Below are 24,637 nucleotides of genomic sequence, written 5' to 3'. Positions count from 1 at the left end.
GGCTCAGCTGCCGAGGAGGCGCTCGACGACCGCGAGGACGTCCTCGGCCTCGCCGCGCGACTCCTGGCCAGTGGGAAGTAGCGCGGAGTTGTAGTAGAGGCCGTCGCTCATCAGGACGATCGCGCGGGCGATGAGTGGGTCGCCCACCGCATCGGCGACGACCTCGTTCCAGCTGTCGTGGATCCGCGCGAGGCCGCCGCTGGCGCGTTCGTCGTGTCCCTGCGCGATCCGCGAGACGGCGAGGACGGTGCGGTCGAAGGCCGAGTCGGCGGCGAAGGAGGTGCGGAGGAGGTAGGCGACCACTCCCTCCGGAGCGGCGAGACTCCGCGCGACGTCCTCCTCGCGCCGCGCGTCCAGGCGCAGGAGCAGGCCGTCGACGAGGGCGTCCTTGGAGGGGAAGTGGTAGAGCAGGCCGCCCTTGGAGACGCCGGCTCGACGAGCGACGGCATCGAGGGTCGCGGCGCGCTCGCCCTGCTCGATCAGGAGCTGCTCGAACGCGTCGAGGACGCGGTCGCGGGCGGGGGCTGCAGGCACGGCGTCCATTCTAGGGCGGATTCCTGCGGACTGTACCGGCTGGACGGTATACTCACTGCGTTCCCGTCTCGAAAGGTCGTCCCCGTGTCCGCGCGCACCGCTCCCATCCCCACCCTCGACTCCGCCGGCGCCGCCGACCGGGTCGGGCGACGCGCCTGGGTCGCGCTCGCGGTGCTGATGCTGCCGGTGCTGCTCGTCTCGGTCGACAACACCGTGCTGAACTTCGCGCTGCCCTCGATCGCCGAGGGGCTGGGCCCCTCCGGCACCGAGCTGCTCTGGATCGTGGACGCGTACCCCCTGGTGCTCGCCGGACTGCTGGTGGCGATGGGCAGTCTCGGCGACCGCGTCGGGCGGCGACGCCTCCTGCTGATCGGCGCGATCGGCTTCGCGGCCGTCTCAGTCGTGGCCGCGTTCGCCCCCACCGCCGGTGCGCTGATCGGTGCCCGCGCGGCGCTGGGCTTCTTCGGCGCGATGCTGATGCCCTCGACCCTCTCCCTCCTGCGCAGCCTCTTCCCGAACCGTGATCAGCGCCGCCTCGCGATCGCGATCTGGGCGACCGGATTCGCGGTCGGCTCTGCCATCGGCCCGCTGGTCGGCGGCGTGCTGCTCGAACACTTCGCCTGGGGGTCGGTGTTCCTGCTCGCGGTGCCGGTGCTACTGCCGCTGGTGGTGCTGGTGCCGATCCTGGTGCCGGAGTCGCGCGACCCGCGGCCCGGGCCGGTCGACGTGCTCAGCATTCTGCTGTCGCTGGCGACGATGGCGCCCGTCGTCTACGCGGTGAAGTCGTTCGCCGAGCACGGGGTCGATGTGGTCGGGGTCGCGGCGCTTGTCGTCGGTGTCGTCTCGGGCGTGCTCTTCGTGCGTCGCCAGCGGCGGCGGACGTCGCCGATGCTGGACCTCTCGCTCTTTGGCCGCGGCTCGTTCAGTGCGGCGATCGTGGTCAACCTGCTCAGCGTGACGGCGCTCGTCGGCGGGCTCTTCTTCCTCTCGCAGCATCTGCAGCTGGTGGTCGGGCTGTCGCCGCTGGAGGCGGGTCTCGTGCTGGTGCCGGGCCTGGCGGTGATGATCGTGGCGGGGCTGGGCGTGGTGCCGATCGCGCGCCGCGTCGCTCCGCGCCTCGTCGTACCGGCCGGGCTGCTGATCTCCGCGGTCGGCTACGTTCTGCTCGCCGTCGGCAGCGCGGCCCCCGGCGGCGCGTCGGCGCTGACCGTGGCTGTCGCCTTCGCGTTCCTCGGACTGGGCATCGGCGCGGCGGAGACGGTCTCGAATGAGCTGATCCTGGCGAACGCCCCCGCCGATAAGGCCGGAGCCGCCTCCGCCGTCTCCGAGACCGCGTACGAGCTGGGCGCCGTGCTCGGCACAGCGACGCTCGGTACTGTCCTCACCGCGGTGTACCGCGGGGGAGTGGTGTTGCCGGAGGGCCTCGACGCCGCGCAGGCGCAGCGGGCCGGCGAGACCCTCGGCGGCGCCGTGTCGGTCGCGGGCGAGCTGCCCGCCGACTCCGCCGCGAGCCTGCTCGCCTCGGCGGGCTCGGCGTTCGACGCGGGCGTCGGCTGGTCGGCGTGGCTCGGCGTCGTCCTCGTGCTGGCCGCGGCTGCCGTCGCCGCCTGGCGCCTCCGACGAAGCTGAAGCGCCCCTGCTGCCTCCCGCGAGATGCCACTTATGCGCGCGTTCCTCGGCGTGTCGCCCGCGCAAGTGGCATCTCGCGGCGGGGGCGGGGGAGGGGCCGCGAGTACGCTGGGGGGACTCCACCCCCGTACGCCTGAGGACCGCCATGCCCCGAACCGTGAAGCTCGCCGTCATCCCCGGAGACGGAATCGGTCCCGAGGTGACCGCTGAGGCCGTCAAGGTCCTCGCCGCCGTCACCGCCGATTCCGACCTGGTGCTGGAGACGACCACGTTCTCGGTCGGCGCCGCCCGGTACCTCGAGTCCGGCGAGGTCCTCACCGACGATGACCTTGCCGCGATCGCGCAGCACGACGCGATCCTCCTGGGCGCCGTCGGCGGGGCACCGGGCGACCCGCGCCTGAAGGACGCGAGCATCGAGCGCGGGCTGCTGCTGCGCCTGCGCTTCGAGCTCGACCAGTACGTCAACCTGCGGCCCACCCGCCTCTACGCGGGTGTGCCGTCACCGCTCGCGGCCCCCGGAGAGGTCGACTTCGTGGTCGTGCGCGAGGGGACTGAGGGGCCCTACGTCGGTACCGGCGGAGTGATCCGGCCGGGCACCCCGCAGGAGGTCGCGAACGAGGTCTCGGTCAACACGGCCTACGGGGTTGAGCGGGTCGTGCGCTACGCCTTCGAGGTCGCCCGCACGCGGCGCTCCCGGCTCACGCTCGTGCACAAGACGAACGTGCTCGTCTTCGCCGGCTCGCTCTGGAGGCGGATCGTCGACGAGGTGGGGGCCGCTTTCGAGGACGTGACCGTCGACTACCTTCACGTGGACGCCGCGACGATCTTCCTGGTGACCGACCCTGCTAGGTTCGACGTCATCGTCACCGACAACCTTTTCGGCGACATCCTGACCGATCTGGCCGGCGCGATCAGCGGCGGCATCGGACTCGCGGCCTCGGGAAACATCAACCCCGACGGCGCGTTCCCCAGCATGTTCGAGCCGGTTCACGGATCCGCGCCCGACATCGCCGGACGCCAGCTCGCCGACCCGACCGCTGCGATCCTGTCGGCGGCGATGCTGCTCGACCACCTCGGCCGCAGCGACGAGGCCGCCCGCGTGACCGCGGCCGTGACCGCCGACATCGAGTCGCGCGACGGCACTCCGCGCTCCACGGAGGCGATTGGCGACTCCGTCGTCGCCCGCCTCCGCTGATCCCCCGCAGAAGGACACCACCACGATGAGTACCGACTCCGCCGACTCCGCCCCCGCCGCCCTCGCCTTCGAGGTGACCCCGGCCCCCGCTCCCCGCTCCGAGCAGGAGCGCGCCCACATCCTGGCCAACCCCGGTTTCGGCGTGCACTTCACCGACCACATGGTCGGGCTCCGCTGGACCCGCGCCGACGGGTGGCACAGCGCCCGCGTCGAGCCCTACGGCCCGCTCGCGCTCGACCCGGCCGCTGCCGTCCTGCACTACGCGCAGGAGATCTTCGAGGGGATGAAGGCCTACCGCCACGAGGACGGCTCGATCTGGACCTTCCGCCCCGAAGCCAACGCCCGCCGCCTCCAGCGCTCGGCCCGTCGGCTCGCGCTGCCCGAGCTGCCGACGGAGCTCTTCATCGCATCGCTGCGGCAGCTGATCGCGGTGGACGGCGGCTGGGTGCCGTCCGAGCCCGAAACCAGCCTGTACCTGCGCCCGTTCATGTTCGCGCAGGAGGCGTTCCTCGGTGTCCGCGCGGCCGAGGACGTCGGCTACTACCTGATCGCCAGCCCCGCCGGAGCCTACTTCTCGGGTGGCGTCGCGCCCGTGTCGATCTGGCTCTCCACCTCCTACGCCCGCGCGGGCAAGGGCGGCACCGGAGCGGCGAAGACCGGCGGCAACTACGCCTCCTCGCTTCTGCCGCAGCAGGAGGCGTACCGCCACGGCTGCGCGCAGGTGCTCTTCCTCGACTCCGAGGAGTCGCAGTGGATCGAGGAACTCGGCGGGATGAACGTGGTGCTGGTGAAGAAGGACGGCACGCTCGTCACCCCGGAGTCGGACTCGATCCTCGAGGGGATCACTCGCGACAGCGTGCTGCAGCTCGCCGAGGACCGCGGGCACCGCGTCGAGCGCCGTCGAGTGAGTATCGACGAGTGGCGGGACGGAGTCGCCTCGGGCGACGTCGTCGAGGTGTTCGCCTGCGGGACCGCGGCCGTGATCACTCCGATCGCCGAACTCACGGGCGAGGGCTTCACGGTCGGCCAGAAGGACGCGCCGGCGGGCGAGCTGACGATGTCGCTCCGGGAGGAGCTGACCGGTATCCAGTACGGACGCCGCGAGGACACGCACGGATGGATGACGAGGCTGGACGCATGAAGATCGCACGATTCGCCACACAGCGCGACGGGGACAACGGGGGAGCGATCCACTTCGGGATCGTGGACGAGGACGACCTGGTCGTGCTCGCCGGGGATCCGATGTTCGCCGGGTTCGACACCACGGGCGAGCGGATTCCAATCGCGGAAGCGAAGCTCCTCGCGCCGGTGATTCCGCGCTCGAAGGTCGTCGGGATCGGCAAGAACTACGCCGATCACGCGGCCGAGATGGGCGGCGACGCTCCCGCCGAGCCGCTGGTGTTCCTCAAGCCCAACACGTCAGTGATCGGCCCGGACGAGGCCATCGTTCTGCCCGAGGATAGCCAGCAGGTGGAGTTCGAGGGCGAGCTGGCGGTCGTGATCGGCGCTGTCGCCCGCAACGTGCGCGCGGAGGACTACGAGGACGTGGTCTTCGGCTACACGATCGCCAATGACGTCACCGCCCGCGATCTCCAGCGCGCGGACGGCCAGTGGACCCGCGCCAAGGGCTATGACACCTTTTGCCCGCTGGGGCCGGTGATCGAGACCGAATTGCTCTGGAACGAGAGTGCGATCGAGACGCGGGTCAACGGCCGCGCGCAGCAGTCGGGCAGCACCGGCGACATGATCCACGGTGTGCCCGAGCTCGTGGCCTACGTCTCGCGCATCTTCACGCTGCTCCCGGGCGATGTGATCCTCACCGGGACGCCGGCGGGGGTCGGTCCGATCGCCAACGGTGACACCGTCGCGGTCGACGTCGAGGGGATCGGCACGCTGTTCAACCCGGTACTCGTACGGCGCTGAGCCCGGCCCCCTCCGGCTTGGAGGGGCTTTGGGCGCGTGAATCCGGGTTCGGCTCGCGGAAATCGCCGGATTCCGCGAGCCGAACGCGATTCCGCGAGCCCGAGGTCGCGCGGGCGGGGTGTCAGCCGGCGCTCGCCGGGTCGCTGGCCACGGAGCCGTCGGTCTCGCCCGGCAGGTCCGCGTCTCCGGAGACGGAGTCGCCCCCGCTGTCGCCCTCGGTCATGGCGTCGGCGAGGCCACGGTCGATCGCGGTGCCGCCGGGAGCGGCGCCTGCAGCGGAGGTGTCCGCCGCATCCTCGCCGGGCAACACGGTCTGCGCGCCGCCGGTGTTCGCGGCGGTGTCGTCGTCTGATCCGGGCAGGTCCTGGTTCACGGTGCGGTCGGCCATAGCGGCTCCTCTCGATCGGATGCGTCCAGCCCAGCACGACGCAGCGCCGTTGGCAGGGCATTGACAGCACGGCGGCGGGCGGCGGCAAGTCCGCGGTGTACCAGATCGCCGGAGCCGAGCGCGGCGGAGTCGTCCTCGTCGTCTCTCCGCTCGTGGCGCTCCAGGCAGACCAGCTTGCCGCGATCGAGGCGGCGCCCGCTGCTCCGCCCGCTGTCGCGATCAACTCCGCCCAGGGCGCCGCTGCCGTGGCCCGCGCCTGGGAGCGGATCGACGAGGGCGGTCCGCTCTACGTCCTGCTTGCTCCGGAGCAGCTGGCCAAGCCCGAGAACGTCGCCCGGCTGGCGGCCGCGGGAGTGTCGCTCCTGGTGGTCGACGAGGCGCACTGCCTCTCCTCCTGGGGCCACGATTTCCGGCCCGACTACCTCCGCCTGGCCGACGTGCGCGGCCAGCTCGGCGACCCGCCGGTGCTGGCGATGACGGCCACCGCCTCCGGGCCGGTGCGCGACGAGATCGTCGAGCGGCTACGGATGACCGATCCCGAGATCCAGGTGCATGGCGTCGACCGCCCCGAGATCCGCCTGGTGGTCCACCGCCACGAAAGCGAGAACGAGAAGCGCGCGGCCGTGGTCGAGGAGGCGCGCAGCTGGACGGCTCCGGGCCTGGTCTACTTGGCCACCCGCAAGGAAACCGAGGCCTACACTGCCGACATCGCGGCGGAGGGGCGCCGGGTCGCGGCGTACCACGCGGGGCTCAAGGTGTCGGAGCGCAAGGTCGTGCACGAGCAGTGGCGGGCCGGCGAACTCGACGTCGTCGTCGCCACCTCGGCCTTCGGGATGGGCATCGACCGCGCCGACGTCCGCTTCGTGTTGCACGCCACGACCACCGAGTCGCTGGACGCCTACTACCAGGAGATCGGCCGGGCGGGCCGCGATGGCGAGCCCGCGACCGGCGCGCTGCACTACCGCGCCGAGGACCTGGGGCTGCGCCGCTTCTTCGCCAAGCGCTCGGTCGATAAGGCCGCGCTGCGGGTGGTCTGGGCGGCCGTGTCGGAGCAGCCGGGGCTCGACTCCGGCGCACTGGCGAAGGAGCTGGACACGCCGGCCCGCACGATCGCCCGGATCGTGAACGATCTCGCGGACGCGGGGCTGGTCGAGACCGGCTCTGGGCTGCGCGCCACGCGCGAGGCCTCCGGCGACGAGGCCGTGGACGCGGTGAAAGAAGCCCTCGCCTCGCGAGAGCGGATCGCGGAGTCGCGACTGGAGATGATGCGGGCGTACGCCGAGACCACCCAGTGCCGACGCCGGGTGCTGCTCGACTACTTCGGTGTGGAGTCGCCGGAGTGGTGCGGTAACTGCGACGGCTGCGAGCGGCACGAGGCGAGTGGGGAGACCGCCGAGGCGCCGGTCGACGCTCCGCTCAGCGTCGACGAGGCCGTCGAGCACCGCGAATGGGGCGCAGGTACCGTGATGAGCGTCGAGGCCGACCGCGCGACGATTTTCTTCGAGTCCGAAGGCTATAAAGTCCTCTCCTTCCAGGCCCTCGAGTCCGGCGCCCTCCGCGAGCACGCCCCCGCCTAACCTGCCACCCGTGCTTCTCCGGCCGCGAGATGCCACTTGAGTACGTCCGACACGGCGTGTCGCAGACGTAAGTGGCATCTCGCGGAGGGGAGGTCAGACCTTGGAGACGGCCGAGCTCACGTCGGTGGGCTTGTCGTACGTGGCGTCGGGGATCGCGCGGAGTGCCTCCAGGACGTCGCCGTCGGCGCCCTCCTTCTCGGCGGTCTCGACGATCGTGTCCTTCGAGGCGGGGTAGTCGATGCCCGAGAGGTACTTCTGGATCTGGATCGGGTTGGGAACGTCCATCGTGCTGTCCTTTCGTCGGAGTGTTACGAGTGCTCTTCGGCGAAGAGCCGGTCGAAGGCGTCGACGCGCCGGTCGGTGACCGTCGTGGGCGTCTCGAGGTGCACGGCACCGCTGGGCACCAGGCCCGCGCCGCCGAAGCGCTCCATGACGCGCCACTGCGCGGCGACGTCCTCGCCGCTGTGCTCCGGGGGCAGCTGCTCCCAGAAGTCGAAGCCGCCGACGGCCAGCAGGGCGTCGCGGCGGTAGAGGACGCAGGCGCCCAGCCAGGCGACTCGGTAGGCGCGCCAGGCCCCCTCCGGGACGTCGAGGCGGGCAGCGACGTGCGTGAGGTTCGCGGCGTTGTGCAGCGGCCACCGCTCGAACTCGGGGGTGCCGCGCCGCACCCGCTCCGGCTCGACGCGCTCCTCCCAGGTCTCGAACGCCGCTGTCTCGTGCGGGCGCACGTCCTCGAGGTACGACAGGCCCTGCACCGCGGAGCCGACGAAGCCGCAGCCGAGCCGCTCCAGCGCCTCGTGCAGCCGCGCGAGCGTGCCCGGTTCGAGCCAGACGTCGTCGTCGAGGAAGAGGACAGCGGGGGCGGTGGCCAGGGAGAGGAGGTAGTGGCGCTGCTCCGCGAGGCCCCGGCGGGGCAGGTGCCGGCGCACCATCGGGGACCGGCCCTGCGCCTCCAGCACGCGCAGCATCGCCCGGATCGTCGGGTCGGTCTCGGCGACCGCCGCGTCGGACTGGTCGCTGAGAATCACGCGGAAGGGCGGATCGTCCTGAGCGGCCAGTCCGGCGAGCATCGCGGCGAGCTCGGCGCGGCGCCCGACCGTCGGCACGAGCACGTCGATCAGCGGCTGCTCGGGCGCCTGGGCGACCCCCCAGCGCCCGGACCAGCGGCGGCTCGTCACGGTGCGGCCGATCGGATCCGCTGAACCATCTCGGTCGTGGAGTGCTCGGAGACGTAGCCCACCGTGGTGACGGTGCCGCCGTAGGAGCGGACGACCGCCGCCTCCGCGAGCATGTCCGGGTTGTAGTCGCCGCCCTTGACGTAGACGTCGGGCTGCACCCGTTCGAGCAGCGGAATCGGAGTGTCGCCGCCGAAGAGGGTCACGAAGTCGACGCAGCCCAGCTCGGCGATCACTCCGGCGCGGTCGCCCTCCGGGTTGATCGGCCGACCCTCGCCCTTCAGCCGGCGGACGGAGTCGTCATCGTTCACGGCGACCACGAGCACATCGCCGAGCTCACGCGCCTGGCGGAGGTAGGCGGTGTGCCCTCGGTGCAGGACGTCGAAGCAGCCGTTGGTGAACACCACGCGGCGGCCGCGGCGCGACTGCTCCGCGAGCACCTCGACCAGCGCCTCCTCGCCCAGGACGATGGCGCCGGGCGCCGCGAGGGAGGCGAGGAGGTCCTCGCCCGTGCAGACGGAGGTGCCCGGGCGCTGCACCACCACGTCGGCGGCGGCCTGCGCGAGGTCGACGGCGGTGGCGAGGGAGCGGCCGGCGGCAAGGGCGAGCGTGGCGGCCGCGGCGAAGGTGTCGCCGGCCCCGGACGCCTGCTTCTCCTCCGCGGGCTGCGCGAAGGTGCGGCTGATCGTGCCGTCCTCATCGAGGGCGGTGGAGCCGTCGCGGTCGAGGGTGACCACCACGTGCCGCGCGCCCGAGCGCGCGCGTAGCTCCTCGGCGGCGTCGCGGACGGCGGCGGCGCGCTCGGAGCCGCGGCCGAGGGCGGCGCCGAGCAGCCGCTCCGCCTCCTTGGCGTTCGGAGTGACGACGTCGGGCCGGGCGAAGGCCCAGTCGGCGAGCTCGTGCGCGTCGATCACGAGGAGGTCGGGGCGCTCGATGGCGAGCAGGCGTTCGAGCGCCGCGCGAAGGATCCCGGAGCCGTAGTCGCAGACCAGAACGGCGTCGGCTCCCGCGCCGGCCCGAGCGGCGGCGTCGGCCAGCAGGGTGAGTTCGTCGTCGGAGGGACGGTGCGGGCCGGAGTCGACGCGCAGCATCACGCTGTCTCCGCCGACGACGCGGGTCTTGATCGTCGTCGCCGCTCCGGTCCGGACGACCGCGGAGGTGTCCAGGCCCGCCCGCTCGAGGGCGCGCACGAGGCGGTCGCCCTCGGCGTCGCGCCCGGCCACTCCGACCGTGCGGACCACCGCCCCCAGTGCACGCAGATTCGCGGCGGTATTCGCCGCGCCACCCGCGACATCGACGATATCCTCCAGCCGCAGGACCGGCGCGGGCGCCTCCCGCGTGACTCGCTCGGCCTCGCCGAGCCACCAGGAGTCGAGGATCAGGTCTCCGATCACGGCGACCACCGGCGGACGCTCGTGGACGTGCGCCAGCAGTGCGCTCGCCCGCTGGAGCGCCGAGCCCTCGAGGCTCACCGGGCACGTCCCGGCAGGACGGGGAGCCCGAAGTGGACGACCGTGGTGGTGGTCATCTCCTCGAGCAGCTCGGGGCCGTAGCCGAAGCCCGATCCCGAAGCGCCGCGGGGCTGGGCGCTACCGCCGGGCGCGCCTCCGAAGACGCCGTTGACCTTGACCGTGCCGACGGGCAGGGTCGCGGCGGCGCGGTGGGCGTGCTCCATGTCGGCGGTGAGGATCGACGCGGCCAGGCCGTAGGGGCTCGCGGCGGCGCGGGCGAGACCCTCGTCGAAGGAGTCCACGACGGCGATCGGCGCGACGGGCCCGAACGTCTCCTCCGTCATCACGAGCATCGACTCGGTGCAGTCGGCGAGGACGGTGGCGGGGTAGAACGTGCCGTCGCCGGGGGTGCCGCCAGTGAGGGCGCGGGCGCCGCTGCCGAGGGCTTCGGTGACGTGCTCGTGGACGGCGTCGCGCATCCGGGCGTCGACGAGCCGGGGGAGGGGGCCGGCGCTCCAGCGGTCGGCCTCGGCGACGAGCGCGGCGGTGAACGCGTCAGCGATGTCGCGGTGCACGTAGATCCGCTCGACGGAGGTACAGATCTGGCCGGCGTTCGCGAAGGCACCCAGGGCGGCCTGCTCGGCGGCCCAGACCGGGTCGACGTCGCGGTCGATGACCAGTGCGTCATTGCCGCCGTTCTCAAGGATCACGTGCGCTCCGGTGACGGCGGCGACCCGGGCGAGGGCACGGCCCGTCGCGGTCGAGCCGACGTGGGCGAGGACATCGACGCCCTCGGTGCGGGCGAGCTCGTCGCCGACCGTGCCGTCGCCCTCGACCAGCGTCAGCACGCCCTCGGGCAACGCCGCAGCGAGGATCGACGTGAACAGTGCGCCCGTACCCGGGCTGCGCTCGCTCGGCTTGTGCACGACGACGTCCCCCGAGACGATCGCGGCGCCGAGGAGACCCGCGGCGACGGCGACCGGGTCATTCCACGGAGTGAGGGCGAGGACGACACCGCGCGGATGCGGCAGGGCCAGATCGACGTTCAGGGCCCCTCCGCGCAGGCTCTTTCCCCGGTGCAGCGGGCCGAGCTCGGCGTACTGGAGCAGCGTGTCGACTCCGGCGCGAACGCCGCCCAGTGCGTCGCCGGCGGGCTTGCCCGTCTCCTGCGTGTTGAGGTCGGCGAGCTCCTGCTCGCGCTCGGCCACCCGGTGGGCGGCGGCACGGAGGAGGGCGCCGCGCTCGGCAGGCGCGGTGGCGGCCCACCCGGGGAACGCGGTCCGCGCACGGCGGACGGTGTCGGCGGTGGCGGGGGTCGTGATGTCGATGGTCACGGTCACCTCTCGGTCGGGGGCGCGCGCGGAGTGGCGGGCGCATCCGACCGGTACCCGGGTGCTGGGGACCTAGACACGGAGGAGTCGGGAATTCAGCGCTCCTGCGGGCGCGGCGCCGCGGGTCCGAGGATGACGGGGAAGTTCCGCTCGTGCTTGCGCGCGAACTCCTCCCCGGCGAGGGGTGCGTTCCACTGCAGGAACGGCACCAGGAGCGGGAAGCCGAGCGTGATCGTCGTGACGGAGAAGAGGCGCTTGCGTCGCACGTCGTAAACGCTCAGCCCGCCGTACCTGCCTCCCGCGGGGGTAATCCGGGCGATGTCGCGGAGCGGGACCGAGCGCGGGTGCCCGGCCACGGGGACGACGTCGATCCGGTCGTCGCGGAGAGTGACGCGGAATCGCGCGATTCCGCTCGCCAGCCCGATCATCAGGACACCGTCGATCGTCAGGGTGACACCGGCGATGAGCATGCCGGTCTCGCCGGATCTCGCCAGCGCCACTGTTGCCATCAGGGCACTCGTCCTGCTCCGCACAACGTCAGCTGAGAGCAGGTCTCATCCACCATCATCGATGAGACGTGCTCTCAGCTGACGTTGTGCGCTGGCGATCCGGTTTCGGATCGGCCGTGGCGGGGAAATGGAGAAGTGCACCATCCCCGGAGCCGCGTCCGCGCGCCTTCGCAGCTGAGAGGAACCCGCCGTGGTCGCCATCGCCCCCCTCCGAGAGCCCTTCGCCGGAGTCGAGAGGATCGCCGTCCTGCGCGGCGGCGGTCTCGGCGATCTGCTGTTCGCCCTCCCCGCCGTCGACGCGCTCGCGGCCGCGTACCCAGGCGCCGAGATCACCCTGCTCGGCACACCCGCGCACCGGGTGCTGCTCTCGGGGGTCGAGTCGCCGATCGCCGAGGTCGAGATCCTGCCGATCGCGCAGGGAGTCCGCGACGGGGAGGGGGAGGATCCGCGGGTGGTCGAGGACTTCACCGACCGGATGCGCGCGCGCCGCTTCGACCTGGCCGTACAGCTGCACGGCGGCGGGCGCTACTCCAACCCGTTCTTGCAGCGGCTCGGCGCGCGGCACACGGTCGGCTCGCGTACGCCCGACGCGGAGGAGCTGGAGCGCACGATCCCCTACGTCTACTACCAGCATGAGATGCTGCGCGCGCTCGAGATCGTCGGGCTGGCCGGAGCGGCCGCGACCCGGCTCGAGCCGGCGCTCGCCGTGGATCCGGAGCGGCGGGACCGCTTGGCCGCTGCGCTGCCCTCTGGCGGCCCGCTGGTGCTGATCCACCCGGGCGCGACGGATGTCCGCCGGCGCTGGCCGGCCGCCTCCTTCGCCGCCGTGGCGACGGAGCTGCTGGCCGACGGGGCGCGTGTGCTCGTGGTGGGCGACGACTCCGATGTGTCCGCCGCCGACGAGATCGTCGCCGGAGCGCCGGGAGCCGTCTCGTGGGCGGGCATCGTCGACCTGCCGGATCTCGCTCCGCTGCTCTCGCTCGCCGATCTGGTGCTCGGCAATGACTCCGGGCCCCGGCACCTCGCGGCCGCAGTCGGCGCCCCGACGGTCGGGGTCTTCTGGGTGGGCAACGCGATCAACGCCGCTCCGCTCGGGAGGCAGCGTCACCGGGTGCAGCTCAGCTGGACCACGCGCTGCCCGGTCTGCGGCGTCGACGTGACGCAGGTCGGCTGGACGGCCCCGCGCTGCGAGCACGACGTCACCTTCGTCGACGACGTCCGCGTCGCAACCGTCCTCGAGGACGTCCGCGCTGTCCTCGCGTCCACCCGCTGACCGCGAGATGCCACTTGGGTACGCGACACGCCGGAGCGGGCGTACCCAAGTGGCATCTCGCGGAGGGGAGGCCGAGGGGGTCAGGGCCAGGAGGGCTCCTCCTCGTGGGTGATGACGAGTTCGCGGATCTCGCAGGCGCGGGGCTGGCCGAGGATGAACATCACGGCGTTCGCGACGTTCTCCGGGTCGTTCAGCAGCGCGTCGGGGCCGGGCTTGTACTGCTCGTCCCGGTCGTCGAAGAAGCGGGTCTTCATGCCGGAGGGGATCAGCGTGGTCACGCCGATCTCGCCCTTGGTCTCGGCGGCGAGCGCGCGGGTGAAGCCGAGCACGCCGAACTTCGAGGCGCAGTACGCGGTCGCGTCCGACACGGCCTTGATCGCCAGCGAGGAGGCGACGGTGACGACGCGCCCGTGGGTCTCGGTGAGGAAGGGCAGTGCCGCGCGGACGACGGCCGCGGTGCCGAGGAGGTTCACCGAGATGACGCGCTCCCATTCCTCCGGCTCGACGTCGACCAGGCGGCCGCAGCGGTCGATGCCGGCCGCGGTCACGACGGCGTCGAGCCCGCCGTGCTCGCGGGCGATCTCGGCGACCGCCTTCTCGGCCTCGCGGGTCTTCGCAACGTCGACCTGGTAGGCGGCGACGCCCTCCTGCACGGCGGAGACGTCGCGGTCGAGCACGATCGGGGTGCCGCCGGCGGCGGTGACCGCGGCGGCGACGGCCGCACCGAGCCCGGAGGCTCCTCCGGTGATCAAAACGCGGCCGATGGGGGTGGCAGTGGTGCTCATGGTGTCCTTCCGGGGGTGGGCTGCGGGCCTTGTGGGCCTCGGGTCAGCCGACGCGCGCGAGCGCGGCGGCGAGATGAGTGGTCGAGCGGCCGGGGTGGTAGGGCACGGTGAGGACGCGGCCGCCCCACTCCGCCACGGTCGCCGTCTCGGGGAGGGATTCGGCGGAGTAATCGCCGCCCTTCACCCAGACATCGGGGCGGATGCGGCGCAGCGCCTCGTCCGGCGTGTCCTCGCCGAAGACCAGCACGGCGTCGACGCATTCCAGTGCGAGGAGGAGGTCGACGCGGTCGTCCTCGGGGATGATCGGGCGCGCGGCGCCCTTGAGGCGGCGCACGGAGTCGTCCGAGTTCAGGCACACGATCAGGCAGTCGCCGAGTGCGCGGGCGGCCGAGAGCGTGCGGGCGTGGCCGGCGTGCAGGAGGTCGAAGCAGCCGCCGGTTGCAACGACGGTTCCACCCGAGGCGCGCACGGCCTCCGCGACGCGCAGCGCATCAACCCCGCCGCCGCGAAGTGGTGCGGCGTCGGCGGGAGCGGCGAGGGAGGCGACTCCGCCCGCGAGCAGGTAGGCGCCGGCGTCGGCGACAGCGGCCTGGACGGCTTCGGATGCACTGGAGCCCCTGGCGAGGGCGACCGCGGCGGAGGCGGCGAACCGGTCGCCCGCTCCGCACGGGTCGGTGGGCGGCACGGAGGCGGCCGGAGCGACGACCGGCACGCCGGCGCCGCGGGCGCGCAGCAGAGCCCCGGAGGAGCCCATCGTCACGGCGACCGCCCCGCAGCCCCAGCGCTCGAGGAGCGTGGTCGCGGCCGACTCGGCGCGCGTCACTCCGCGCCCGGTGGCTCCGGAGAACGTGGTGGCTTCGGCGAGGTTCGGAGTCGCGAGCGTGGTCGCGGCGACCGGCTGCGAGCCGCGGGGGTGCGGATCCCAGACCAGCGGCACGGTGAGCGCGTCGAGCGCGGCACGGAGCGAGGCGTCCTCGGTGAGGCGGCGGCCGTAGTCGGCGACGATCACCGCGTCGGCGTCGGAGAGCGCCGCGAGCATCGCGACGCTCACGCCGGGAACGGGTAGGGTCTCGCAGCCGCGGTCGATCCGCACCACGGCCTGGCCGGAGGCGGCGACCCGCGTCTTCACCGGCGTCGGCGCCCCCGAGGGCCCGGCGATCACCCGAACGCCGTCGAGTTCGGCGCGCAGCTCCGCCACATCCGGGTCGGAGTCGTCGGCGAGCGCCGTCACGAGAGTCACCTCGTGCCCGTCGCGGGCGAGCATCCGCGCGACCAGCCCGGCACCGCCGGCGCGGGCGCTGCGGGCCGTGACGTCGACCACGGGAACCGGCGCGTCCGGGCTCAGCCGTTCGGCAGGTCCGGACAGGTCGACGTCGAGCACGACATCGCCGACGACGACCAGGTGCAGCCGGCTCACGAGGCGGCCGCCGTCCGCGCGCGGATCCGGTGCTCGAAGGCCCGGCAGAGCGCGTGCACGAGCACCAGCTGCGCCTCCTGCACGTTGGCGCCGTGGCCCTCGAGCGCGATCGCCTCGTCGCACAGCTCGGTCAGCGGGTTCGGCCCCTCGCCGGTCAGCGCCCAGGAGCGGGCGCCGGCTGCGCGGGCGGCCTCGGCGGCGTGCAGGAGGTTCGCGCTGCGGCCGCTGGTCGAGAGCAGCACCACCACGTCTCCCGCTCGGGCGTGCGCGGTGACCTGCCGGGAGAACACATGGTCGAAGCCGTAGTCGTTGCCGATCGCGGTCAGGCTCGACGTCTCGGCGTGCAGCGAGAGGGCGGAGAAGGGGATGCGGTCGCCGTCGAAGCGGCCGACCAGCTCCGCGGTGAGGTGCTGCGCCTCGGCCGCCGAACCGCCGTTGCCCGCGGCGAGCAGTCGTGCGCCGGTGTGCAGTCGGTCGGCGAGTTCGACGCCCCAGGCGGTGATCCGCTCGGAGTGGTGCTGGAGCTGGGCGACCGCATCGAGCGCGTGCGCCACGTGGTCGTCGACGAGGCGCTGGATGGCGTCCGTCGGGGTGTCCAGAACGGTGTCGATGGTCGCGGTGTCGATGGTCATCGTCGCGGAGCCGCCTTCCGGGTAGTGGGGGATGAGGGTGCGCTCGTGGCGCCGGTGAGGACCGACTCGTCGCCGAGGCCGGCGAGAGTGGTGACGTAGGCCCGCTCGGTGTCGGCGGCGACGCGGTCCCAGGAGTAGCGGGACTCGACGCGCTCGCGGCCGGCGGCCCCGTAGGCGCGGGCGCGGGTCGGGTCGGCGAGCAGCGAGCCGAGGGCGGAGGCGAGGGCGACCGGGTCGCGCGGGGGCACGTGGACCCCCGTCACGTCCTCGACCACGGTGTCGATCAGCCCGCCGACGGAGGAGGCGACGACCGGCACTCCGCACGCCATCGCCTCCAGCGGAGTGATACCGAACGGCTCGTACCAGGGCGCGCAGACCACGACGTCCGCCGAGCGGAGCATCGCGGGCATCGCCGCCTGCGAGAGCTGGCCGACGAAGTCGACGCGGTCGGCGACTCCGAGGCTCCGGGCCACGCCGTGCAGCCGTCGGTACTCGGGGTCGGCCGTCAGAGCGTCGCCCGAGCCGGAGCCGCCGACGACGACCAACTCGGCGTCGTGCCCGACCGCGACCAGGTGCGCGAGCGCCTCGATCGCGATGCCCATGCCCTTGCGTGGCACCAGGCGGCCGATCGTCATCAGCCGCGAGCGTCCGTCGCGGGCAGCGACCGGGCCCTGGACCGAGAACCGGTCGATGTCGACTCCGCAGGGCACCACCGAGATGCGCGAGGTCGGTACGCCGAGACCCTTCAGCTCGAAGGCCTCGTCGGAGCAGGTGGCGATGACGCCGTCCGCCCGCTGGCCCACTCCCGGCTCCAGCCAGGCGCGCTCCTCGGGGCTGGTGTCGAGCGCGCCCTGCTGGCGGCGCTTCACCACGCCCAGCGCGTGGAAGGTGTGGAACACGGGTACGCGGCGCCCGGTGGCGCGTTCGACCCGCTCGGAGGCGTCGAGCGCGGCAACCCCGGACATCCAGAAATGGCTGTGCACGAGGTCCGGCCGCTCCTGCAGCCACTCCTCGGCGAGGTCGACGGCGAAGTCGCCCATGAACGGCAGCAGCTCGTCCTTGGAGACGCGGCGGGGCGGCCCGGCGTCGATGTGCACCACTTCGACGCCCGAGGTGAAGGGCACGCGCCGAGGGAGGGAGGGGTCGTCGCGGCGGGTGTAGACGACGACGCGGTGGCCGCGGCGGGCGAGCGCATCGGCGAGCGCGGCGACGTGCACGTTCTGGCCGCCGGCGTCGACGCCGCCGAGGGTCGCCAGCGGGCTGGCGTGCTCGGAGACCATCGCGATCGTGAGCGCGGGCGCGGCGGAGAGGTGCTGCTTCATCGGGTGCTCCCTTCCAGTGCGGGCTCCGGCGACCGGCGCCGGGGGAGGTCGGCCAGGACCTCGTCCCAGTCGCGCTGGAATCGGGCGAGGCTGTAGCGGGCGAGCGCCGCCTCGCGGGCGACGGCGCCGGCGCGGGCGGCGCGATCCGGGTCCTCGACGAGCGCCCGGGCGGAGGCGACGAGCCAGTCGAGGTCGTTCGAGACCGCTCCGGCCTCGGGCGGGACAGCGCGCCCTGCCTCCGTCACGTCGAGCGCGACTACGGGCATCCCGAGGTGCATCGCCTCGAGCAGCGCGAGGCCGAGCGAGGTCCAGCGGAACGGATGCAGGTAGACCCGGCGGCGGGCGAGAGCGGCATGCATCGCCTGCGTACGCACGTCCCCGATGGCGTTCACGTCCCGAAGGCCCGGCAGCGCGGCGAGCTGGTCGGTCTTCATCCCGAAGACGTCCAGCGGAGCGACGGCGCCGAAACGGGGGAGCAGGTCGGTCCCGGCCACCCGGCCGCGGCGCACCGGCTCGTTGACGACCACGCCGAAGTGCGGCAGCTCGCCGGTGTACAGGGGGCCCGGGTCGTGGATCCCGTGCTCGATCACTGTCGTCGGCGTCGAGCCGGTGTCCCACATCAGGGCGTTGAAGTGAGTGACGTGGACGATCAGCAGGTCGTCGCGGTCGGCGAGTGGGTGCCGGTTCTCCGGGACGTTCCCGCGGGGGGTGTTGTGCTCGACGTAGACCGCCGGCACGTCGCGGCCGAGTCTGCGCCCGAGCAGGCGCTCCGCCTCGGCGAGCTCCTCGGGTCGCTGGAGCAGCACCGCGTCGACCTCGGCGTCGTGCAGCTCCTCCGGCGCGACCTCGACCGCGGCCGGCCAGTCGCGGCCGCCGGTGCCCAGGCCCCAACCGTCGCGGGCCGCAGTGGTGGGGAGCAGGTAGCTGTGGGCGCCGCGGACGAAGGCGTCCGCCCAGCCGCCGTGCACATGCCAGAGCAGGATCTTCATGCGATGGCCTCTCTCGGGGACGTCGTGGTTCGGAGTCGGAGGGCGGCGGCGACCGCCTCCTCGGCGCTCACCCCGGCGAGGCACGGGTGGCCGGGGACGGGGCAGATCCGCGCGCGCGAGCCGGCGCACGGGGCCTCCTGATCGCCCAGCAGTGCGACCGGGACGCCGTAGGGCGCCCAGCGCACGGCCGGGACGACCGGTGAGAAGAGGCTGACCACCGGCGTGCCGACCGCGGCGGCGAGGTGCGCCGGACCGGTGTTACCGCTGATCACGACGTCGGCGGAGGCCAGCACCTCGGCGGCACCGGCGAAGTCGGTGGCTCCGCCGAGGTCGATACCGCGGGTGCCGGCGACCTCGGCCGTGAGCGCCCGCTCGCCCGGTCCGCCGGTGACGACGACGGCGAGTCCCGCGTCCGCGAGCAGCTCGACGGCGCGCGCGGCATTCGCGGCGGGCCAGGCACGGGCGGGAACGGCGGCTCCCGGATGCACCACGACGTAGGGGCCGATCCCGTCGAGCGCGCCGGGCAGGGTGCCCTCGCGCCGCACCCGCAGCCGGCCGTCATCACCGGCGGGCACCGCAAATCCGGCCGCCGCAGCGATGGCGAGCGCGCGCTCCGGCTCGGGCTGGTCCTCCTCCAGGGTTTCGCCCGGGACCAGGCGCACGTCGAGCAGGGCGCCCGCGAAGTCGACCGAGGCGCCCGTGATGCGGGTGACGCCGGCCAGGCGGAGCAGCAGCGCCAGCGGCAGCGGCGACTGGTGGAAGGAGGTGAGGATCACGGCCTCGGCCGGCGCGAACTCCTCGACGATCGCGCGCAGCTCGTCGACGAGCACCGCATCGACCGGGCGGGAGGAGTCGCCGATCCACGGGCACCACCAGGTGCGGACGGAGGAGGGTCCCGGCAGCAGAGCGGCGGCGGGCGCGCCCTGCGGCCCGCTCAGCAGCAGAACCTCGGCGTCGGCCGCGATCGCGCGCACCGCCGGCCCGCAGAGCAGCACGTCCCCCGCGCTGTCCAGGCGGGCGACGAGGACACGGCGCCTCACTCGGAGTCCCCGTCTGGCTGCATCGCCAGCAGCAGCTCAACCGCCTCGAGAAGCGTCGCTGCACGGAGCGGGGCGGCGGCCACCTCCTCGTCGCGGGTGATCGGAGTGGGCACCAGCACGCCGAGGGCACCGGCGGCCGCCGCGGCACCGACGTCCGCGCCGATGTCGCCGATCACGGCGAGGGAGTCGGCGGGGAGGCCGAGCGACTCCGCCGCGCCGAGCACCATGCCGGGCTCGGGCTTGCGGCAGGAGCAACCGTCCTCGGGCCCGTGCGGGCAGAGCATCCACACGTCGAAGCCGCCGAACAGCTCATCGACCCGCTCGTTCACCGCGTCGGCCTGCGCGCGGTCGATGATCCCGCGCGCGATCCCGGACTGGTTGGTGACCACGCCCAGAGCGAGTCCCGCCTCGCGCGCCCGCTCGACCGCATCGAGGGCCGTCGGCATCGGCGTCACCTGCGTCGGGTCGCCGTTGTAGGGCACGTCTACCACGAGCGTCGCATCGCGGTCGAAGAGGATCCCCCGCAGTCGCGGGGCCCTCGTGCGCTGGTCGGCGCTCCGGGAGGAGGAGTCGTTCACCTTCTCCTCATACCCCGTGCCCAGGGACGTAAACCCCCTCGCGGAGAAGTCGGTCGCGCCGGGCGCGTCGCTCCGATCCGCGCACACCGCGTCTGAGCCGCCCGCGGCGGGGTATGGGGACCCCGACAGGAAGGAGGCGCCGTGCGCGCTCTCACCGCCCCGGACCGCACTCCGGAGATCCTCGCGCTGCGCGCCCTCAAACTCGGCGACCTGCTCGTCGCGGTCCCTGCGCTGAAGGCGCTGCGTCGCGGCTTCCCCGGGCACCGGCTGATCCTGGCCACGACGCCCTGGCTCGAACCGATCGTCGACCTGGTCGAGGGTCTGGACGCGCTGGTGCCCACCCTCCACGGCCTCGACGACCCACTGCCGATGGCCGCCGGCCGGGTCGAACTCGGCGTCAACCTGCACGGCAACGGCCCGGAGTCGCGGCTGCGGCTGCGCGAGATCGCCCCGGAGCGCACGCTCGAGTTCCGCGTCCCCGCGCTCGACCCGGGCGCGGGCCCCGGTGATCCGCGTCCACTCTGGCTCGACGGCGAACTCGAACGGGCCCGCTGGGCCCGCCTGGTGAACTCCCTCGGCCTCGACGCCGACCCCGAGGACGTCGCGATCGCCGTCCCCGAGGCACCCGCCCCCGTCTCCGCCGCCGCCGTCGTGCACATCGGCGCCTTCTACGGCTCGCGCGAGTGGCCCGAGGAGCGCTTCGCCGCGGTCGCCTGCTCCCTCGCTGCCGAGGGACACCGCGTCGTCTACACCGGAGGAGCGAACGAGGCCGACCGCGCCCGCCGCGTCGCCGAGCTGGCCGGCACGGGCGAAGTACTGGCGGGAGGGCTCTCGCTCAGCGAGTTCGCCGCGGTTGTCGCGGCGGCCGAGGTGGTGGTCACCGTCGACACCGGCGCCGCCCACCTCGCCTCGGCGTACGGCATTCCCTCGGTCGTGATTTTCGGACCGGCCCCGCCCGAGGCCTGGGGCCCGCCCGCCTCCGGCCCGCACCGCGTGCTGACCGACGCTTCGCTCCGCCGCGGCGACGTCTTCTCGACCGAGCCCGATCCGGCGCTGCTCGCCGTCGGGGTCGACGACGTCCTCGCCGCCCTCGCCTCGCTCCCGACGCGTTCCGACGCCCACCTCAGGCGGACTTCAGCCGCGTCGTCGGGCGCACCGGTGTGACCGTGGCCACCCGAGCCCGGGCCGCGCGCGGCTGATGGTTGCGCGAGGGGGCACCGAGCCGGTCGGCGAGCTGCGCGAGGATGCGGCGCTGCAGGCGCGAAACCTGCATCTGCGTCGTCCCCAGCGCATCGGCGATCTGCTGCTGGGTGCGCTCCTCGACGAAGCGCATCCGCAGGAGCTCGCGCTGTCCCTCCTCGAGTTCGGCCAGAGCCTCGGCGAGCCCGTGCCGCCGGTCGATCTCGACAAGGCGCGCGTCCTCGCCGCCGAGCGTGTCGCCCAGACCCGCGCCGCCCTCGCCCACGGTCTCGTCCAGCGAGAGCGGATGTCCGGCCGAGCGCGCGTCTGCGACGTCGGCGGCGTCGACGCCGAGGCGTCGTGCGATCTCGTGGTCGGTGGGGTGGCGGCCGAATTCCTGCGCGAGCTCGTCGGCGACGACCGCCGAGCGGCGGTGCAGCTCCTGCACCCCGCGCGGCGGGCGGATCATCCAGCCGAGGTCGCGGAGGTGTCGCTTGAGCTCGCCGGTGATCGTGGGGACGGCGAAGGCAGCGAAGCTCTCGCCGCGATCCGGAGTGAAGCGGCGGGCGGCCTTGACCAGGCCCACATAGGCGACCTGGCGCAGATCCGCCCAGTCACCTCCTGCATGGGCTCCTCCCGCGTGGGCACCTCCTGCAGGGGCGCCACCTGGGTGGGCGCCCCCTCCCGGGGATCCTCCTGCGCGGGCGCCGCCTCCCCGCGAGATCCGGTGCGCCATCGCCTCGGCGAGGCCGAGATGGTCGAGTACTATGCGCTCGCGAATCCGGTCGCCCTCCGCAGCCTCCGCGCTGACCGCGGCCTGGAAGAGCGCGAGCGTGCGGGCATCCTTCTCCTCCCGTGCCGCTTCGGTGAGGATGCTCGGACGGCCGGTGCCGGTGTCGATCGTGCTCATCAGTGCTCCTTCCGGGCGCGCTTGCGCGAAGGCCCGGCGCGGCCTGCGGTGCGGCGCTCGGACCCCCTCGACGAGAGGCCCAGAGGTCAGCGCACCACTGCTCCTGCTCGCTCCGGGAGTCCGTTGACTCGGAGCAGTGCTTCGCGGTAGAAGCAGCACCCGCAGCCCCGCGATCCCGGGCGCCGTCCCGCCTCCCGCCGGTAGGATCATCCCCGTATGTCTGAGCTCACCCCGCCCCTGAACCGCGCGAGCAACGCGCACCCGTTCACAACCGCGACCGGGAGCGACGTCCGCGTCCGCTTCTGCCCGTCGCCGACCGGGACGCCGCACGTCGGCCTGATCCGCACCGCCCTGTTCAACTGGGCGTACGCGCGCCACACCGGCGGCACCTTCGTCTTCCGCATCGAGGACACCGATGCCGCGCGCGACAGCGAGGAGAGCGTCGAGCAGATCCTCGACGCCCTGCGCTGGCTGAAACTCGACTGGGACGAGGGAGTCGGAGTCGGCGGCCCGCACGGCCCGTACCGCCAGTCCGAGCGCACCGATGTCTACCTCGACGTGATCGCGCGCCTGACGGCGTCCGGCCACCTCTACGAGAGCTACTCCACGGCGGAGGAGATCGACGCGCGCAACGAGGCGGCCGGCCGCGCCACGCAGCACGGCTACGACAACCACGACCGCGACCTCACCGAGGAGCAGCGCGCCGCCTTCCGCGCCGAGGGTCGAGCCCCGGCGTTGCGCCTGCGCGTACCGGACGCTGATCTGTCCTTTGACGACCTGGTCCGCGGCCCGATCACCTTCCCCGCGGGCTCCTTCAGCGACTTCGTCGTCGTCCGCCCCAACGGACAGCCGCTGTACACGCTGGTGAACCCGGTCGACGACGCGATGATGCAGATCACCCACGTGCTCCGCGGCGAGGACATCCTGCCCTCGACCGCCCGCCAGATCGCGCTGTACCACGCGCTGATCGACATCGGAGTGACGAGCTTCGTCCCGCGCTTCGGTCACCTCCCGTACGTGATGGGCGAGGGCAACAAGAAGCTCTCCAAGCGCGACCCGTCCTCGAACCTCTTCCACCACCGCGACCGCGGCTTCATCCCGGAGGGCCTGGTCAACTACCTCGCCCTGCTCGGCTGGTCGCTCACCCACGACCGCGACGTGTTCTCGATCGACGAGATGATCGCCGCCTTCGACGTGGCCGACGTGAACCCCAACCCCGCGCGCTTCGACCTCAAAAAGGCGGAGTCGATCAACGGCGACCACATCCGCCTCCTCGCCGTCGACGACTTCACCGAGCGGACGATCCCGTATCTCATCGCCGCCGGTGTGCTGGGCGGCGAGCCGACGGCCGAGCAGCGCGCGGTCCTCGCCGCCGCCGCGCCGCTCGTCCAGGAGCGGATCGGCCTGCTGGGTGAGGCCCCCGGCATGCTCGGCTTCCTCTTCACCACGGCCGCCGCGCTCAGCTATGACGAGGACGCGCTCAAGGGCCTGCCCGCGAACGCCGGCGAGGTGCTCGCCGCCTCCGTCGGCGCGCTCGAGCTGGTTCCGGAGTCGGAGTGGCTGACCGCCGCGATCCAGGAGGCGCTCGCCTCCGCGCTGATCGAGGGACTCGGCTTGAAGCCGCGCCTCGCCTACGGGCCGTTGCGCACCGCGATCTCGGGCCGCCGCGTCTCGCCGCCGCTGTTCGAGTCGATGGAGATCCTCGGCAAGCAGGAGTCGATCGCCCGCCTCGATCGCCTCGGCGCCTCCCGGCAGGCCTGATCGTGGCGGAGACGGTCGGCGGCCACTACGACGTCGTCGTGATCGGAGGGGGACCGGCCGGGATCTCGACCGCGCTCAATCTCGTCCGCGCGCGCCGCAGCGTCCTGCTGCTCGACAGCAACCGCCCGCGCAATGCCGCCACCCTGCACTCGCACGGCTTCCTCACCCGCGACGGCATCTCGCCGCTGGAGCTGCGCCGTCTCGGCCGCGAGGAGTTCGAGCGCTACGAGGCCGCCGAGGTGCACAACGCGCTGGTCACCTCCGTCGAGCGCTCCGGCGGCGAATTCGTCGTCGGCGCCCGCGGCGTGCGCGGCAGCGCCGACCGATCGGTTCTCGCCACCGCCGTCGTCGTCGCCGCCGGGCTGCTCGAGACGCCGCCCGCGCTGCCGAGCCTGCGCGCCTACTACGGCACCGCCGTGCACAGCTGCATGGAGTGCGACGGCTACGAGAAGGCGGGGGAGGCGCTCGCCCTGATCGGCGAGACCGACGACCTCGCCGAGCGGGCCATGCTCCTCTCGCAGTGGTCGACCGACCTGATCGTCTTCACCAACGGAGTCGGAGTCGTCAGCGACGCCGACGAGTCGCTCCTCGCCTCCATCGGCATCCGCGTCGACCGCCGGCCCGTCGCCGACCTGGCGGGGGAGCGGGCCGAGATGACCGGCGTGCTGCTTGCCGATGGTGACGTCGTCCCGCGGACGGGAGCCTTCGTCCGCCCCGTGTGGACGCCCGTGCTCGACTACCTCGACGCCGCCGGCCCCGAGCGCGACGCCGACGGCTTCCTCCGCGTGGATGCGGGCGGCCGCACCTCCGTGCCGGGCCTGTACGCCGCGGGCGAGGTCACCCCTCCCGGGCCGCAGCAGCTGATCGTCGCCGCCGGGTCGGGTGCGCAGGTCGCCTCTGCGATCAACCGCGATCTCGTGCGCGCCCGCCTCGGCGAGGCCGCTCCGGAGTCGGAGGGGTCTGTGGTCCGCGGGTCGATTTGAGCGGGGTCCGTCGGTAGGGTACTGTCGTCTCTCGGCGCTCGGGTCTCGATCCGGTC

24 protein-coding genes are annotated in these 24,637 nt (G+C 73.2%); 9 read left to right on the top strand and 15 right to left on the bottom strand.

Annotation, left to right across the window (positions count from 1 at the left end; translation table 11 throughout):
• Nucleotides 1–3 precede the first annotated feature (3 nt).
• Nucleotides 4–543, bottom strand: a complete 540-nt coding sequence (locus tag C5D07_RS13105; RefSeq protein ID WP_068252211.1) for a TetR/AcrR family transcriptional regulator — start codon at nucleotides 541–543, stop codon at nucleotides 4–6.
• 75 nt (nucleotides 544–618) lie between these two features.
• Between C5D07_RS13105 and C5D07_RS13100 the strand changes: the two genes are divergently transcribed.
• From C5D07_RS13100 to C5D07_RS13085, 4 genes are all read left to right on the top strand, one after another.
• Nucleotides 619–2,163: an MFS transporter gene (locus C5D07_RS13100; protein ID WP_249028239.1), complete on the top strand. Its 1,545-nt coding sequence runs from the start codon at nucleotides 619–621 to the stop codon at nucleotides 2,161–2,163.
• A 145-nt stretch (nucleotides 2,164–2,308) separates the two neighbouring features.
• Nucleotides 2,309–3,358, top strand: coding sequence for a 3-isopropylmalate dehydrogenase (locus C5D07_RS13095; protein WP_068252214.1), 1,050 nt, complete (start codon nucleotides 2,309–2,311; stop codon nucleotides 3,356–3,358).
• Between the two features lie 25 nt (nucleotides 3,359–3,383).
• Entirely contained in the window at nucleotides 3,384–4,499 is a 1,116-nt protein-coding gene (locus tag C5D07_RS13090; RefSeq protein WP_068257055.1) for a branched-chain amino acid aminotransferase, read from the top strand.
• Nucleotides 4,496–5,281, top strand: a complete 786-nt coding sequence (locus C5D07_RS13085) for a fumarylacetoacetate hydrolase family protein (RefSeq protein ID WP_104259518.1) — start codon at nucleotides 4,496–4,498, stop codon at nucleotides 5,279–5,281. The genes C5D07_RS13090 and C5D07_RS13085 overlap by 4 nt, the downstream gene beginning before the upstream one ends.
• Nucleotides 5,282–5,402: 121 nt before the next feature.
• Here C5D07_RS13085 and C5D07_RS13080 read toward each other — a convergent pair whose 3' ends face one another.
• On the bottom strand, nucleotides 5,403–5,669 hold the full coding sequence (locus C5D07_RS13080; protein WP_068252218.1) for a hypothetical protein: 267 nt from the start codon (nucleotides 5,667–5,669) through the stop codon (nucleotides 5,403–5,405).
• Nucleotides 5,670–5,683: 14 nt separating this feature from the next.
• Here C5D07_RS13080 and C5D07_RS13075 point away from each other — a divergent pair, with 14 nt between their 5' ends.
• Entirely contained in the window at nucleotides 5,684–7,246 is a 1,563-nt protein-coding gene (locus C5D07_RS13075) for a RecQ family ATP-dependent DNA helicase (protein WP_346243099.1), read from the top strand.
• A 93-nt stretch (nucleotides 7,247–7,339) separates the two neighbouring features.
• On the opposite strand, the gene C5D07_RS13070 is transcribed toward C5D07_RS13075, so the two are convergent.
• From C5D07_RS13070 to C5D07_RS13050, 5 genes are all read right to left on the bottom strand, one after another.
• Nucleotides 7,340–7,531, bottom strand: a complete 192-nt coding sequence (locus tag C5D07_RS13070; RefSeq protein WP_068252230.1) for a DUF2795 domain-containing protein — start codon at nucleotides 7,529–7,531, stop codon at nucleotides 7,340–7,342.
• Between the two features lie 23 nt (nucleotides 7,532–7,554).
• Nucleotides 7,555–8,424 carry a glycosyltransferase family 2 protein gene (locus tag C5D07_RS13065; protein ID WP_104259516.1) on the bottom strand — a complete coding sequence of 290 codons (870 nt, stop codon included), beginning with the start codon at nucleotides 8,422–8,424 and terminating at the stop codon, nucleotides 7,555–7,557.
• Complete coding sequence (gene rfaE2, locus C5D07_RS13060; protein WP_104259515.1) at nucleotides 8,421–9,893, bottom strand: D-glycero-beta-D-manno-heptose 1-phosphate adenylyltransferase; 1,473 nt, start codon at nucleotides 9,891–9,893, stop codon at nucleotides 8,421–8,423. The genes C5D07_RS13065 and rfaE2 overlap by 4 nt, the downstream gene beginning before the upstream one ends.
• Nucleotides 9,890–11,206 carry an aldehyde dehydrogenase family protein gene (locus C5D07_RS13055; RefSeq protein WP_237358236.1) on the bottom strand — a complete coding sequence of 439 codons (1,317 nt, stop codon included), beginning with the start codon at nucleotides 11,204–11,206 and terminating at the stop codon, nucleotides 9,890–9,892. The genes rfaE2 and C5D07_RS13055 overlap by 4 nt, the downstream gene beginning before the upstream one ends.
• A gap of 92 nt (nucleotides 11,207–11,298) precedes the next feature.
• Nucleotides 11,299–11,712: a hypothetical protein gene (locus C5D07_RS13050; RefSeq protein WP_104259514.1), complete on the bottom strand. Its 414-nt coding sequence runs from the start codon at nucleotides 11,710–11,712 to the stop codon at nucleotides 11,299–11,301.
• A gap of 190 nt (nucleotides 11,713–11,902) precedes the next feature.
• Between C5D07_RS13050 and C5D07_RS13045 the strand changes: the two genes are divergently transcribed.
• The gene (locus C5D07_RS13045; RefSeq protein WP_104259513.1) at nucleotides 11,903–12,985 is read left to right on the top strand and encodes a glycosyltransferase family 9 protein; all 1,083 of its coding nucleotides are present in this window, start codon (nucleotides 11,903–11,905) and stop codon (nucleotides 12,983–12,985) included.
• 80 nt (nucleotides 12,986–13,065) lie between these two features.
• On the opposite strand, the gene C5D07_RS13040 is transcribed toward C5D07_RS13045, so the two are convergent.
• From C5D07_RS13040 to C5D07_RS15820, 7 genes are read right to left on the bottom strand one after another with little or no spacing between them, the layout of a single operon-like run.
• Nucleotides 13,066–13,770: an SDR family oxidoreductase gene (locus C5D07_RS13040; protein ID WP_068252241.1), complete on the bottom strand. Its 705-nt coding sequence runs from the start codon at nucleotides 13,768–13,770 to the stop codon at nucleotides 13,066–13,068.
• Nucleotides 13,771–13,813: 43 nt separating this feature from the next.
• Nucleotides 13,814–15,178, bottom strand: a complete 1,365-nt coding sequence (locus C5D07_RS13035; protein ID WP_068257061.1) for a PfkB family carbohydrate kinase — start codon at nucleotides 15,176–15,178, stop codon at nucleotides 13,814–13,816.
• Nucleotides 15,179–15,183: 5 nt separating this feature from the next.
• Nucleotides 15,184–15,819 (bottom strand): D-sedoheptulose-7-phosphate isomerase, encoded by a 636-nt coding sequence (locus C5D07_RS13030; RefSeq protein ID WP_104259512.1) that lies wholly within the window; start codon nucleotides 15,817–15,819, stop codon nucleotides 15,184–15,186.
• Nucleotides 15,816–17,141, bottom strand: a complete 1,326-nt coding sequence (locus tag C5D07_RS13025; protein WP_068252246.1) for a glycosyltransferase — start codon at nucleotides 17,139–17,141, stop codon at nucleotides 15,816–15,818. The genes C5D07_RS13030 and C5D07_RS13025 overlap by 4 nt, the downstream gene beginning before the upstream one ends.
• A complete protein-coding gene (locus C5D07_RS13020) occupies nucleotides 17,138–18,130 on the bottom strand; it encodes a glycosyltransferase (RefSeq protein WP_104259511.1) in 993 nt (330 codons plus the stop codon). The genes C5D07_RS13025 and C5D07_RS13020 overlap by 4 nt, the downstream gene beginning before the upstream one ends.
• Nucleotides 18,127–19,170 (bottom strand): glycosyltransferase family 9 protein, encoded by a 1,044-nt coding sequence (locus C5D07_RS13015; RefSeq protein ID WP_068252248.1) that lies wholly within the window; start codon nucleotides 19,168–19,170, stop codon nucleotides 18,127–18,129. The genes C5D07_RS13020 and C5D07_RS13015 overlap by 4 nt, the downstream gene beginning before the upstream one ends.
• The gene (locus tag C5D07_RS15820; protein WP_237358237.1) at nucleotides 19,167–19,748 is read right to left on the bottom strand and encodes a D-glycero-alpha-D-manno-heptose-1,7-bisphosphate 7-phosphatase; all 582 of its coding nucleotides are present in this window, start codon (nucleotides 19,746–19,748) and stop codon (nucleotides 19,167–19,169) included. The genes C5D07_RS13015 and C5D07_RS15820 overlap by 4 nt, the downstream gene beginning before the upstream one ends.
• 141 nt (nucleotides 19,749–19,889) lie before the next feature.
• Between C5D07_RS15820 and C5D07_RS13010 the strand changes: the two genes are divergently transcribed.
• Nucleotides 19,890–20,912: a glycosyltransferase family 9 protein gene (locus tag C5D07_RS13010; protein ID WP_068252250.1), complete on the top strand. Its 1,023-nt coding sequence runs from the start codon at nucleotides 19,890–19,892 to the stop codon at nucleotides 20,910–20,912.
• Here C5D07_RS13010 and C5D07_RS13005 read toward each other — a convergent pair.
• Nucleotides 20,872–21,837, bottom strand: a complete 966-nt coding sequence (locus C5D07_RS13005) for a sigma-70 family RNA polymerase sigma factor (RefSeq protein WP_068252252.1) — start codon at nucleotides 21,835–21,837, stop codon at nucleotides 20,872–20,874. The two genes, C5D07_RS13010 and C5D07_RS13005, sit on opposite strands and share 41 nt — an antisense overlap.
• A 216-nt stretch (nucleotides 21,838–22,053) precedes the next feature.
• Here C5D07_RS13005 and gltX point away from each other — a divergent pair, with 216 nt between their 5' ends.
• A complete protein-coding gene (gene gltX, locus C5D07_RS13000; RefSeq protein WP_068252254.1) occupies nucleotides 22,054–23,598 on the top strand; it encodes a glutamate--tRNA ligase in 1,545 nt (514 codons plus the stop codon).
• Between the two features lie 2 nt (nucleotides 23,599–23,600).
• Complete coding sequence (locus C5D07_RS12995; RefSeq protein ID WP_249028238.1) at nucleotides 23,601–24,581, top strand: NAD(P)/FAD-dependent oxidoreductase; 981 nt, start codon at nucleotides 23,601–23,603, stop codon at nucleotides 24,579–24,581.
• Nucleotides 24,582–24,637 lie beyond the last annotated feature (56 nt).

The sequence above is a fragment of the Rathayibacter tritici genome, from assembly GCF_002932875.1.
GTDB classification, from domain to species: Bacteria; Actinomycetota; Actinomycetes; order Actinomycetales; family Microbacteriaceae; genus Rathayibacter; species Rathayibacter tritici.
This window is presented reverse-complemented; position numbering and strand designations above follow the sequence as displayed.

Bases quoted from the DNA above. Each gene is read 5' to 3' on its own strand.
- C5D07_RS13105 (WP_068252211.1), bottom strand. From the start codon at position 543: ATGGACGCCGTGCCTGCAGCCCCCGCCCGCGACCGCGTCCTCGACGCG.
- C5D07_RS13095 (WP_068252214.1), top strand. From the start codon at position 2,309: ATGCCCCGAACCGTGAAGCTCGCCGTCATCCCCGGAGACGGAATCGGT.
- C5D07_RS13090 (WP_068257055.1), top strand. From the start codon at position 3,384: ATGAGTACCGACTCCGCCGACTCCGCCCCCGCCGCCCTCGCCTTCGAG.
- C5D07_RS13085 (WP_104259518.1), top strand. From the start codon at position 4,496: ATGAAGATCGCACGATTCGCCACACAGCGCGACGGGGACAACGGGGGA.
- C5D07_RS13080 (WP_068252218.1), bottom strand. From the start codon at position 5,669: ATGGCCGACCGCACCGTGAACCAGGACCTGCCCGGATCAGACGACGAC.
- C5D07_RS13070 (WP_068252230.1), bottom strand. From the start codon at position 7,531: ATGGACGTTCCCAACCCGATCCAGATCCAGAAGTACCTCTCGGGCATC.
- C5D07_RS13050 (WP_104259514.1), bottom strand. From the start codon at position 11,712: ATGGCAACAGTGGCGCTGGCGAGATCCGGCGAGACCGGCATGCTCATC.
- C5D07_RS13040 (WP_068252241.1), bottom strand. From the start codon at position 13,770: ATGAGCACCACTGCCACCCCCATCGGCCGCGTTTTGATCACCGGAGGA.
- C5D07_RS13030 (WP_104259512.1), bottom strand. From the start codon at position 15,819: ATGACCATCGACACCGCGACCATCGACACCGTTCTGGACACCCCGACG.
- C5D07_RS13025 (WP_068252246.1), bottom strand. From the start codon at position 17,141: ATGAAGCAGCACCTCTCCGCCGCGCCCGCGCTCACGATCGCGATGGTC.
- C5D07_RS13020 (WP_104259511.1), bottom strand. From the start codon at position 18,130: ATGAAGATCCTGCTCTGGCATGTGCACGGCGGCTGGGCGGACGCCTTC.
- C5D07_RS13005 (WP_068252252.1), bottom strand. From the start codon at position 21,837: ATGAGCACGATCGACACCGGCACCGGCCGTCCGAGCATCCTCACCGAA.
- gltX (WP_068252254.1), top strand. From the start codon at position 22,054: ATGTCTGAGCTCACCCCGCCCCTGAACCGCGCGAGCAACGCGCACCCG.